Genomic DNA, 12423 nt, shown 5'->3' with positions numbered 1-12423 from the left:
TTGTCTTGGTACTTATGGGGTATCCTTTTTATTTGATTTTTTTAAAGCGGAGCCGAATCGAATTGCCGATGACAATTAAGTCTGAAAAGGCCATGCTAAGGGCGGCAAGCATAGGTCCGAGAAAGCCAACCGCGGCAAGCGGTATGGCCACAATATTGTACGCGAACGCCCAAAAGAGATTTTGCTTTATCGTCAATAGGGTATGGTGACCAATTTCCAGCAGCTTTTCAATAGATTTGAGCTCATTGTTTAATAAAACCACCTTTGCCGATTGGATGGCAATATGTGTCGAATCGCCAAGCGAGATGCCAACATCGGCAGCAGCTAATGCGGGAGCGTCATTGATACCGTCACCAACCATTGCGGTAGGGCCATTCTTTTTGAGTTTGAACAAGATTGCTAATTTTTCTTCTGGCGATTTATCCCAATATACATCCGCAATACCAAGTTTCTGTGCTGTGCGTTCACATTTGCTTTGTCGATCTCCACTCAAAAGAATAGGCCGTATGCCTTTATCTTTGAGGTATTGGATGAGTTCCTTTGCATACGGCTTAATTTGATCTTCGAGGACAATGCCTGCAATTACAACGCCATTGATGGTTAAGGTAAGGTCATAACGATTAGAGTAATCTTTTTCGCCAAGTTTTGCATTGCAAATGGAGTAGTTATTTCCATTTGTGTCGGTCGCAAAGATTCCTTTCCCTTTTATTTCATTGACTTCCTTGAAGATAATGCGGTAAGATTTTATCTCCTGGAGTTGTTTTCGGATCGACTTGGCGATCGGATGGCTCGAATAACTCTCCAATTGTGCGATGATCGATTCGACTTGCGATTGTTCGATACCAAAGGTCTGAATCGCTTTGATATTAAAATCGCCTGTCGTTAGGGTCCCCGTTTTGTCAAATACCATCTGTTTGAGATCGGACATCTCCTCGATGGTGCTTCCGCCTTTGATCAGTATTCCACTTTTTGCAGCTCTTCCCAGGCCAACCATGACAGCAGTAGGTGTGGCTAGCCCCATGGCGCATGGACAGGATACAACAAGGGTAGCTATGGCATTCATGAGGGATTGCTGCAGCGGCAATTGTGCGATAAAATAAGTAACAAAAAAAGTGAAAAATGATATCGTCACAACGATTGGAACGAAATAAGCGGCTACTTTATCACCAAATTTTTGAATAGGTGGCTTTTTACTCTGCGCATCTTTAATTAATTGGATAATCTGATACAGTACACTTTTAGACCCAACTTTGGTCGCCACGATTCTGATATTTCCTTCGGTTAGTAAGGTACCGCCGATGACGGCATCATATTTAAGTTTTTCAATAGGTAGACTTTCTCCGGTTAGCATAGATTCGTCCACCCAAGCCTGTCCTTCCAAAATATCGCCATCAGCGGGGATGAGATTTCCAGAATTTACTTTTAAAATATCACCGGATTTAATTTCTCGGGCTAATAGCTCGACTTCTTGGTCATTTTCAATTTTGATAGCGGGTATATCTTGATATTTAACCAGCTCTTTGATGGCTGATGTGGTTTTGGTAACGGCTCTTTTTTCGAGGACATTTCCCAAAAATACCAGTGTTATGATTGTTGCACATGTTTCGTAGAACTGGTAATCATGTCCTAGATTATAATATGTTCCAATGAGACTATAGGCAAAAGCAGCTGTAGATCCAATAAAGATGAGTACATCCATATTGGGCATTTTGTTCCAGATGGAACGAAATGCACTGATGCCAAAATAGGAAAAACCAATGATGTAAACTGGCGCACAAAGCGCGAGTTGGATAAAGGGATCATGTAGAATAGGTAAATTCGTAAACATGTGACTCCACAAGGGTATCGTAAAGATGAGGCAGCAGAGGAACTTAAGCTCGATAGATTTCCAAAAGCTAGGTTTCTTATCCTTACCCTCCATAACTTTGTAACCCAAAGACTCAATGCCTTTGACCAGCACAGGTATTTGTTCCAGCGGTATCTCCGAAAATTTCACTTCATCTGATGCAAAATCGACATAGATATCCTTAGCACCGTTGTTTTCTAGGTATTTGTGGATTGAAATAGCACAATTTGCACAGTGCATTCCGCTTACGTTAAGTTCAGTTTGCACGTTCGATTCCTTCATTTAATAGCATGTAATGTCTTTAGCCAAAGATAGCTATTTCCTGATAATGCTTTTTACGTAAAGTAAAATTGTTTAGTTTAGCAAGCCCGTTTGAAGCCATTTTACATGAAATATCTTGAATAGTGAATGGGAGAACATTAAATTTGACTAGATAGACAACTTAAGCTTGTGTAAAAAATGACAAAATCGATTTCAATTTCTTTTATCGTCCGAATTATATTGTTGATTGCGCTAACGGCATCCTTTGTTCAATTTGAAACCTTTTATAAGCAGCGGGAGATCATCCGGAATATGGCATACGGCTTAAATACTTTTCTAACAGCTAGTGTCCTGATCTCCATTGGTCATTTTATCCTTGTAAAACTATACAATAGCCGAAATGAGCAGCAGGTTGTACGGGGTAATTTTGTGCTTGGAATTACGCGTGTCGCCACGGTAGGCAATGTCTTTTTCATTATTGTCAGCCTAATGATAGCTGTTGGGATTAACCCAAAAGATTTTATCACCAGCATGACAATTGTCGCAATGGCCATTGCTGTGATTTTTAGAGAATACATCACGAATATGATATCTGGTTTGATTATTATGTTTTCGGATCAGTTTTCTGTAGGCGATCGCATAAAAATCGGCGAATATCAGGGGAAAATCGTGGATATCACGTTGGCTAATCTGGTTGTGCGCGATGAAGATGACGACGCTGTGATGATTCCCAATAATTTGGTGTTTACTGCAACGTTGGTCAATAAGACCTCCCAAAAGTCAAATAAAATTGTTGTAAAATTCGAATTGCCGATTGATCGCTCGTTTGCAGTGGCGGAATTGGAACAGTATTTAAGTCCATTATTACAAAAAAATCCAAATTTAGATCATTCCCAAGGTTTTACAATTAAGGTCGCCGATATGACTAAAGATTATATCAAATATAAAGTTGAGGTTAGTGCAATCTCATCCAGCAATAAAGTACATCAACAGGTACAAAGCAGCATATTAAATGAAATCCTGCAGTTTACGAGACTGTAGGGTCAAATCTTTCTTACTTTGACATTTTTAACAAAGTGGTGGCTTCCTTTTTCCAAAATAAGATCGGCGCGATATCTCGTTGGCAAAATGTTTTTAATTAGATTGGGCTTATTAATTTCGTTCCAGATATTTACAGCCATGGTGTGACTTTCATCAGCTGTCATATTTGCATATTTATGGAAAAATGAAGCCGGATTTTGAAATGCAGTGGCACGCAGTGACTCAAATCGATTGGTATACCATTCAATAAGATTTTTCTCGCTGGCATGTACATAGATTGAATAATCAAAAAAGTCGGAAACGAATACGCTATGTCCCTTTCGTGGTCGCTGGGAATTGACTTGTAATACATTTATCCCTTCTACAATAAGGATGTCGGGTTGTTCAATCACTTGTTGCTGTTCGTCTGGCAACACGTCATAGACCAGGTGGCTGTATACTGGAACCGTAATTTTTGGAGCTCCTGATTTCACTGCTGAAAGGAAATGAATCAATCTTTTAGCATCATAGCTTTCAGGAAAGCCTTTTCGGTTTAGAATACCGCGTTCGATAAGATATTGATTCGGGTAAAGAAAACCGTCTGTGGTCACCAAATCGACCTTCGGTTTGGACGGGAGTAAACTAAGCACACGTTGTAGCACACGGGCTGTCGTACTTTTTCCCACAGCAACCGACCCAGCTATACCGATGATATAAGGCAGTTTGCTCACTTCCTTGCCAAAGAAGCGGTTTGTACGCTGGTGAAGACTTTGGAAACGATCAATATGAATCTCAAGTAGATGACTCAAGGGAAAGTAGACTTCTTCTATTTCCTGATTTGTCAAGGGTTCATTCAGTGCATGGAGATTTTCCAGATCTTCGACACTGAAATTGTGCAATACTTTTCCGTTTAAATTTTTCCAGTCTTCACGTTTGATCGATCTAAAAGGCGAGTCTATTGCTATTTGTGGATCCAATTGCATTGTTGCTTTATTTTTATTCCAATTATCTATATTGCAGGACAAGTAACCTTTTCTATTCGATTCTAGGAGCTATTAAAGGTCTTTTTTGCGCGGACAAATATAATTAGTGTTATCCGTTATCCCAAGAAACATTATAAATGATTTGAAGTTATTACAATAGGATTTGATAATATCTTATGAACGGGGCACTTTTCAGCAATTTTGAACAACCGCTGCTTTTGCACCTCATCTAGATCTCCTTTAAAGCTGATAAAGCATTGTATATAGGTCGTTTGCTGCTGCTCACTTGTTTGCACCTCATAAGATAAACGCACCTGTACTTCTTCCAGGAGCCAATTTTTGCGGTCCGCATACATTTTGACGGTAATGGCTTTGCAACTCCCTAAGGATGATAACAGTAATGGAGTAGGGTTTATGCCCTGATCTTCACCGCCTATATCTTCAGGTTCATCGACCGTTATTTGATGCTTACCGTATTGTACTGTCGTTGTATAGGGGATTTTCCCTATTGAAACGATTACTTCATTGTCCATAAGCGATAGAAATTAGGATTCAACGTCTTCTAATAGACCTTCAATGATAAGGCTTCCAGTTGCAGGATTTGTTGCCAAAGGGACATTGTAAAGATCACATACACGCATAAGCATTTGAATATCTGGTTCATGGGCATGTTTTCCTAGTGGATCGCGAAAGAAAATAATGCCGTCCACTTTTCTTTCGGCGGCTAAAGCTGCGATCTGTGCATCACCACCCATGGGGCCACTTAATTTCAATTCTACAGGCAGTCCTGTCTGCCTGACATAAGAGCCTGTAGTACCTGTGGCAATGATATTGGCGCGCTCCAATAATTCCTGGTGGTCTTTGACAAATGCGACCATTTCAGGCTTTTTGCCGTCGTGGGCTATTAGTGCGATTGTTTTTTTCATCACAATATAATAATTTGTAAATAGTTGACATTGTTATAACAGCAGACCTTTCTGTAGTATAAGTATGTTATTTAAAAAATATGTATGAGATAATTATTGCTGCGATTACACCGGCTAATTCGGCTAATAATGCACATGGTAAAGCATGCCTAGTACGTTTTATGCCCACTGCACCAAAATATACGGCGAGGACATAAAAAGTAGTTTCTGTCGATCCTTGTATAACACAAGCAACCCTGGCAGCGAAGTCCATTGGACCTTTGGCATTCATCAAATCGACCATAAGTCCACGTGCACCGGAGCCGCTAAGCGGTTTCATAAAGGCTACCGGTAAAGCGTCTACAAAAGATGTGTCTAGACCACATAATGCGATGGCTTTGGAAATTCCAGCGACCATATAGTCCATCGTTCCTGATGCTCTAAATACCGCAATACCAACAAGCATGGCGACAAGATAGGGGATTATTTTTACAGAAACTTCGAAGCCCTCTTTGGCACCTTCAATAAATGAATCGTACACATTTACTTTACGGAAAAGAGCCAAACCTATGAAAGAGGTAAATAAGCTGAATAAAATAACATTACCAAATACTTTGCTGAATATTTCAATTTCTGTTTGTTGCAGTCCCGAAAAGTAATAAAGTAGTCCACCGATAAATAATCCCATTGCACCCAGGTATCCAAGAATTACACGGTTAAATAAATTGATTTTTTGATAGATGGAAACGAGAATCAAAGCCACCAATGTGGAAAAGAAGGTTGCGATCAAAATTGGCAGAAATACATCTGAAGGGTCTGGAGCACCAGCTTCCTTCCGATAAGCCATAATTGAAATAGGCAATAGGGTTAAGCTAGATGCATTGAGGACAATAAACATGATCTGTGCATTGGTAGCGGTTTCCTTATTGGGATTGAGCTCCTGGAGTTCCTTCATCGCTTTAAGTCCCAATGGCGTTGCCGCATTATCTAATCCCAACGCATTAGCCGAGAAATTCATCAGAATTGAGCCAAGTGCTGGGTGATTTCTGGGTATTTCCGGAAATAGTTTATGGAAAAAAGGGCCCACGATTTTTGCAAAAATATTGATCATACCACCTTTCTCGCCAATTTTCATAATTCCAAGGGCAAAACTCATCATGCCGATCAGCCCTAAAGAGATTTCCGCCCCCGTTTTTGCACTGTCAAAGATTGAATTTACAATTTGCTGAAAGATTTCCGTATCTCCGAAAAAGATTAGTTTTACAAGGGCTACGGCAAATGTGATTAAAAAAAATGCAACCCAAACGTAGTTTAATGCCATATAGATTTAAAATATGCGTAAAAGTAATCTTTTAGAACTTATCCATCAACTGGCTCCATGGATTTTTCTTCTTATTTTGACTCTTTTCCTTAATGAGGTGTGCAACGATATAATCCAATGTATCCTCGTGCTCACTGATCATTTTATCGGATAGGGAAATCAACTTCTGTATATTATTGGGCGAGGCTGCATCTAGCGACGCATTGATACTAGACAAGTTGGAAGGCTCTATGCGCAGATAATTTTGTTGCTTACCATTATTTTGGAATAGTTGCCGAATAAAAAATTCGGTACTCTCGGAAGATGCACTTGTCATAATGTCAACTAAAGCGGGGCCGATTTGTATAGCAAGTTTCTTCTTAAAATGTTCGTAGTTATAAGCTGTCTTTGACATTCCAGTACCTAAGGATACCATAAACATGTCGTTTATCTGCGTGCTGTTAAAAGCCTTTAAAACTTCAAGTAAACCACATATGGAGGGGTTTTGAGCATACACACCGCCATCAATCAACGGATATCTTGTTTTTGAAAGGGAATAGATCTCTGCAACAGGAAAAAATGTGGGCGCAGCGGATGTCGCCTTGCAGACGTCTTTGAGGTAGAAATCCCGTGCTTCGCCATGCGTAATTGCTTTTTGCTGCCTGAAAAAATGATTTTTCCGTAATTCAATGTTATATGCAGTGATGATACATGGTTTGATAAGATGGCTCAATTGTGCATTTTGAAAATATTCATCCAGGACATTCGATAATGGATTCGACGAATACAGCTCACTGACCAGACCAAATCCACTCAGAAATCGACGCCATTTGGAGGCCGTGAAAATTTCAGTTCCATGGTTGACGAATAAGTTTAAAGCATCTCGAGCTGAAAATTTAGGATGCGTGGGATTGCCTTCTTCCGGATACAAGAGAATGCTCGTTAGAATTCCGCCGCTGCTTGTACCCGCAATAAAGTCAAAGTAGGAGGCAATCCGTGCATTAGGATCCATCGTCTGCTTTTGCAACTTCTCTTCGAGAGCCACAAGAACCATTGCAGGAATGATACCCCGGATACCACCGCCGTCAAGCGCGAGAATATTCTTCATAAGCTAAAAACTGATTTAGTTAACGATATGTAAATATAACAAATGTCTACAATTGGCAGGAGTCATATATTGGTGACAATTGTCAGCGATCCTGTGCTTCAATGCATAGCGAATCTATTTGTAAATACTTTTACAAATTTGCCCTAAAAAAAAAGCTGCCTCAATAAAATTTGAGACAGCTTTTTTAGCTAGCATAAATACCGATTTAATTAAACCAAGCAAATACTTCGTCTTTCGTTGGCATATTGATATCCAGTTTAAGTTTTTTACGCATACCACCAAGGTCATTAAAAACCTTGTTCGGATTGGCTTCTTTTAAAGCTTCAATGGTTGTAAAGCCCATTTTTTGTAATGCGGGAACCCAGGCTGCAGGAATACCTTGTTCTTCATAATCTTTTACTTCTGCTACTTTGACGACTTTTTCAGGTCTCATTTGTGGGAAGAAAAGAACTTCTTGGATTGACGCATTATCGGTCAAGAACATGATTAAACGGTCCATACCGATTCCAAGTCCAGAGGTCGGTGGCATTCCATATTCCAATGAACGAAGGAAATCCTGATCTATAAACATGGCTTCATCATCACCTTTTTCAGAAAGACGTAATTGATCTTCAAATCGTTCACGTTGATCAATTGGATCATTAAGTTCTGAATAAGCATTGGCAATCTCTTTTCCACAAACCATCAGCTCAAAACGCTCGGTTAAATCAGGATTATCTCTGTGTTTCTTCGTTAAAGGAGACATTTCTTTTGGATAATCCGTAATGAATGTCGGCTGGATGTAGTTTCCTTCACATTTTGCACCGAAAATTTCATCAATCAGTTTGCCTTTACCCATGGTTTCGTTTACATCGATGCCCATTCCTTTGGCAGCGATACGGATTTCTTCTTCAGATTTTCCAGTAATATCAAATCCAGTGAATTCCTTAATGGAATCTGTCATCGATATCCGTTTATATGGTGCTCTAAAGTCAATTTTATGTTCACCGAAGGTTGCTTCAGTCGTACCATTTACAGCCAACGCACAATGTTCTAACAAACGTTCTGTAAAATTCATCATCCAGTTGTAGTCTTTATAGGCTACATAAATTTCCATTGCGGTGAATTCCGGATTGTGGGTGCGGTCCATTCCTTCGTTACGAAAGTTTTTAGAAAACTCGTATACACCATCAAATCCACCAACGATTAGTCTTTTTAGATAAAGCTCGTTGGCGATACGAAGATATAATGGAATATCTAAAGCATTATGATGCGTGATGAACGGACGTGCCGCAGCACCGCCTGGGATGGATTGCAGGACCGGTGTTTCTACTTCCATATATCCAGCGTCGTTAAAGAACTGACGCATCGCATTGAAAAGCTTCGTACGTTTGATAAATATGTCTTTGTTACTTGGATTTACGATCAAATCTACATAACGCATTCTATAGCGTTGTTCTGGATCTGTAAACGCATCAAAAGTTTTACCTTCTGCCGATTTAACAACAGGTAGGGGGCGCAGCGATTTGGATAAAACAGTAAATTCTTCTACGTGTACTGCAATGGCCTCGGTTTGTGTCGTGAAGACATAGCCTTTGATACCAACGATATCGCCAATATCCAATAGCTTTTTGAAAACTACATTGTAAAGGTCTTTATTCTCATCAGGACAGACATCGTCACGCTTTATATAAGCTTGAATACGTCCGGTTGAGTCTTGAATTTCAAAAAATGAAGCACTACCCATGACACGACGACTCATGATACGTCCCGCAATGGTGATGTTCTTATAATTCAATTTATCTCTATCGTAATTTTCTAAAATATCAGCAGCATGTGCATTGACGACAAATTCGTTGGCTGGAAATGGATCAATTCCCATATCCAACAACGATTGCATCGCTTGTCTTCTAAGTTGTTCCTGTTCGGATAATACAGTACTCATTCGGTATGAATAATATTTAAAATGTGAAAATCACGCAAAAATAGCCATTTTTTTCAATTCTTTTTATGGATTTTTTTTGAAAACGCTGTAGCGAAAGGAAATGGCATTTCGTTATATGGATAAAAATAGTTAAATAGTGATATTATTACAAGGGGACATTCGGCTATTTGATGTTGAGTTTTATAATTTTAATTTCGTTATCTCCTCGAAAAAAACGTTCATCTTGAAAGGGAGAATTCGATAGATTGTTTACATGGCATATGTTATTGATTGCATATGAAAGGCAATTTGTCTAAGTTTGAAACTTAATAATTAAATGGTTTAAGTGGGTATAATTCGGTCATATTTTTATAACAAGAAGCTATCATCTTTACAGGATGCCTTAGAACGTTGCTTACGCGATCGTGAGGACGGCAAGGCCTTCGTTTATAAGAAGTATTATGGTTATCTCATGGCTATTATTATTCGTTATGTTAAACAGGATGTGGACGCGGAAGAGCTTGTAAATGAAAGTTTTGTTCGGGTATTTCGGAAATTAGAATCATTTAATAGGGATATTGATGATGAAAATCTCGAAAAATCATTTAGAGCCTGGATAGGGCGAATTGCTGCCAATATTTCGATTGATTTTTTACGAAGTAAAAAGCAGTTTTATTCGGTTGAAGATTTGGGAGAAGGGGATATGCATACTCCTGCAGTACAATTGGACAGTCGACTAGAGGTCAATGAGATTATGCGTCTGCTCGATCAGCTCCCCGAAATTCAAAAAACTATTTTTAATCTCTATGAAATTGAGGGTTATTCGCATGATGAAATAGCCCAAATGCTTAACATACCAGATAGTACGTCAAGGACTTATCTGACGCGAGCGAAACAAAAACTTAGAAAATTATACTTGGATTATACAGGCGTAGTTCAAGAAATAAGATAAATAGTGTTGTTACGATGAAAGACAATAAGAAAAAGGAATTGATAGAAGAGATCATTGGACAATTAAAGGACCATGAACTACCTTATAAAGAAGGTTCCTGGGAGAAATTTGCCTCAAGTTATGGCGTTTCAGCACATCGTTCTTCGAATTGGAAATACTGGAGTGCTGCTGCGGCCGTGTTATTGTGTTTTGGTGTGGGGTATTGGGGGCTAAAGAAGAATGTGGAGACTGATTTACCGGAAGTAGTGTTAACACATCTGCCGGAACGAGAAGATGTGTTAGGCGACAACAAAGATTTAAAAGAATCCATCCAGCGTTCATTATCGGATATTAGGGGCGGTAGGGCTTTAAGTCCAGTGGTATTAGCACTGCAAAAGCCCTATACCTATTCTGTACCAACGGCTCATCCGACAGAAAGTTTGGGTAATCACCACTTGATATTAGGTGCTGGGCGATTAATGCAGGGGCAGGATGTGACTGTATCAGCCGATTTAGGAAGACTGCAGTCCATGCAATTGAAAAATAATTCATTTTCAGCGCAGGTTGGCGTACCTGATAATGAAGCGGAACGGGCAAGCGCGTCAACAAATAACACGTTGACGAATAAAACCGTTATTGCATCGACCAATTCAGGGCTAATCCCGCCTGTTAATCAAACGCAACGTGACGCTGTAAAACTCGCGCAATTGTATGATGCGCAACAAGGGAGAACAAGAACTAGTGTTGTTCACACGAACATTCCTCAAGATAAAAAATGGGAAATGGGCGCTTTTGTATCCCCAGCCTCTACATCGGAAAGCATAACGCTCGGTGGTGGGGTCGCGCTAGCCTATAATATTTCGAGCAAAGTAAGTCTTCGTTCAGGAGCTTCCATTCAACATTATGGAGCTGTTTCGGGTAATTCACCCATTACTCCTGCAATGGGATCAAATTCTCTTAATGCAGATGCGCCAAATTATATTTCTCAATCGAATTTGAATAATTCCTTTGCGATGCGGGCAGCAGATGCAAAAGATGCAAAGAGTAATGAACGGGTTTCAGGTAAAATCCTAACAGTTGATATCCCATTGGATGTTAGATACGCGATAAACAAGAATTTCTATACCTCAGTCGGTGTATCCTATGTTGGTGTATTGGATCAGGAACGGGCAACGATCTATGAAACAAATAATACGGAGTACAGACAAAAATCTCAAGACAAAAATGTTGATGATAAAGGTGTGAACGGCTTTATTAATTTTTCAGTTGGTCGGAAACAGAAAGTTGGAAAATTATCCATTTCTGTAGAGCCTTATTATAAAGCTCCAATCGGAAATTTGAAATCATCCGATTTGAACTATAGCAACGGGGGAGTGAAAATAATTACTAGTTTTTAAATAGCATAATGTTATAAAAAAAGCCGCAGTAAGCTTGAAGTTTACTGCGGCTTTTTTTATAGTCTGCAAATTGGGGTTTATTAAATTTCATCAACGCGAACCCAACCCATTCCTGCGGCTTTCGCACCTTCAACTCCAGGGGTCCCGTCTTCGTAGACCAGGCATCTTTCCGGAGCAATATTCAATTGAGCAGCTGCCAAAAGAAAGGGTTGTGGTGAAGGTTTTCCCTCAGCTGTATCTCCAGCACAAACCAGTGTTTCCAAATCATCCCATACACCAATGGTGGTTAATGTCATGGATAAGGTTGTTCTGGTTCCTCCTGAAACGGCAGCGATGTGTTTTTTACCTTTCTGATATTTTAGATGTTCAACAACGTAATCTACAGGCTTAGTCTTGAAAACATACTCGTCTCGAAAAATAGTAGACTTTAGTGTGGAAAATTCTTGATAATCGAAATCTACCTCATAGCGTTTGCTGATTTCCTCTGCAACAGCCACAGTGGGCCATCCGGCAGTTTCATCAATCAAATTGACATCCAACTCGACTCCGTATTGTTTGGCTGCAGCTTTATAGGCTTGTTTATGTGCGTCCATATTATCTGCCAGGGTACCATCGACATCAAATAATAGTGCGTCGTAGGATTCGGCAAGAAGGTTTAGTAATTCAAATTTTCGTTGTGATTCAGGTGACATATACTTTTAATAGTGAGCAGTAAAAATAAAAAAATATAATTGGACGAGCAAAAAAGAAGAGGCTGTCTCAAAAAGGC

At 39.6% G+C, this 12423-nt stretch carries 11 protein-coding genes; 3 read left to right on the top strand and 8 right to left on the bottom strand.

Translation table 11 applies throughout. The features are described 5' to 3' along the window. Nucleotides 1–28: 28 nt before the first annotated feature. Complete coding sequence (locus tag B3H30_RS12410; RefSeq protein WP_070568872.1) at nt 29–2128, bottom strand: heavy metal translocating P-type ATPase; 2100 nt, start codon at nt 2126–2128, stop codon at nt 29–31. A 177-nt stretch (nt 2129–2305) separates the two neighbouring features. Here B3H30_RS12410 and B3H30_RS12405 point away from each other — a divergent pair, with 177 nt between their 5' ends. Further along, a complete protein-coding gene (locus B3H30_RS12405) occupies nt 2306–3148 on the top strand; it encodes a mechanosensitive ion channel family protein (RefSeq protein WP_070568869.1) in 843 nt (280 codons plus the stop codon). A 2-nt stretch (nt 3149–3150) separates the two neighbouring features. Here B3H30_RS12405 and coaA read toward each other — a convergent pair whose 3' ends face one another. The 6 genes from coaA to lysS form a co-directional block, all read right to left on the bottom strand. Then, entirely contained in the window at nt 3151–4110 is a 960-nt protein-coding gene (coaA, locus tag B3H30_RS12400) for a type I pantothenate kinase (protein WP_046673564.1), read from the bottom strand. Nucleotides 4111–4241: 131 nt separating this feature from the next. Next, entirely contained in the window at nt 4242–4643 is a 402-nt protein-coding gene (locus tag B3H30_RS12395; RefSeq protein ID WP_070568864.1) for an OsmC family protein, read from the bottom strand. A gap of 12 nt (nt 4644–4655) precedes the next feature. Beyond that, nucleotides 4656–5036 (bottom strand): methylglyoxal synthase, encoded by a 381-nt coding sequence (locus B3H30_RS12390; RefSeq protein ID WP_046673562.1) that lies wholly within the window; start codon nt 5034–5036, stop codon nt 4656–4658. 67 nt (nt 5037–5103) lie between these two features. Next, nucleotides 5104–6336, bottom strand: coding sequence for a nucleoside recognition domain-containing protein (locus B3H30_RS12385; RefSeq protein ID WP_046673561.1), 1233 nt, complete (start codon nt 6334–6336; stop codon nt 5104–5106). Nucleotides 6337–6367: 31 nt separating this feature from the next. Next, on the bottom strand, nt 6368–7423 hold the full coding sequence (locus B3H30_RS12380) for a patatin-like phospholipase family protein (RefSeq protein ID WP_286834182.1): 1056 nt from the start codon (nt 7421–7423) through the stop codon (nt 6368–6370). Between the two features lie 205 nt (nt 7424–7628). Next, nucleotides 7629–9347, bottom strand: a complete 1719-nt coding sequence (gene lysS, locus B3H30_RS12375) for a lysine--tRNA ligase (RefSeq protein WP_070568858.1) — start codon at nt 9345–9347, stop codon at nt 7629–7631. Between the two features lie 325 nt (nt 9348–9672). Between lysS and B3H30_RS12370 the strand changes: the two genes are divergently transcribed. Together B3H30_RS12370 and B3H30_RS12365 are read left to right on the top strand one after the other, a co-directional pair. Then, on the top strand, nt 9673–10278 hold the full coding sequence (locus tag B3H30_RS12370; RefSeq protein WP_046673558.1) for an RNA polymerase sigma factor: 606 nt from the start codon (nt 9673–9675) through the stop codon (nt 10276–10278). Nucleotides 10279–10292: 14 nt separating this feature from the next. After that, nucleotides 10293–11654, top strand: coding sequence for a hypothetical protein (locus tag B3H30_RS12365; RefSeq protein ID WP_286834181.1), 1362 nt, complete (start codon nt 10293–10295; stop codon nt 11652–11654). 80 nt (nt 11655–11734) lie between these two features. Here the strand turns inward: B3H30_RS12365 and B3H30_RS12360 are convergent, their stop codons facing one another. After that, a complete protein-coding gene (locus tag B3H30_RS12360) occupies nt 11735–12346 on the bottom strand; it encodes an HAD family hydrolase (protein WP_070568850.1) in 612 nt (203 codons plus the stop codon). Nucleotides 12347–12423: the final 77 nt, after the last annotated feature.

It is taken from the genome of Sphingobacterium sp. UBA7038 (assembly GCF_002494055.1).
GTDB lineage: Bacteria > Bacteroidota > Bacteroidia > Sphingobacteriales > Sphingobacteriaceae > Sphingobacterium > Sphingobacterium multivorum.
Note: the sequence above shows the minus strand (reverse complement) of the source record. Positions and strands in the feature narration are given on the sequence as shown.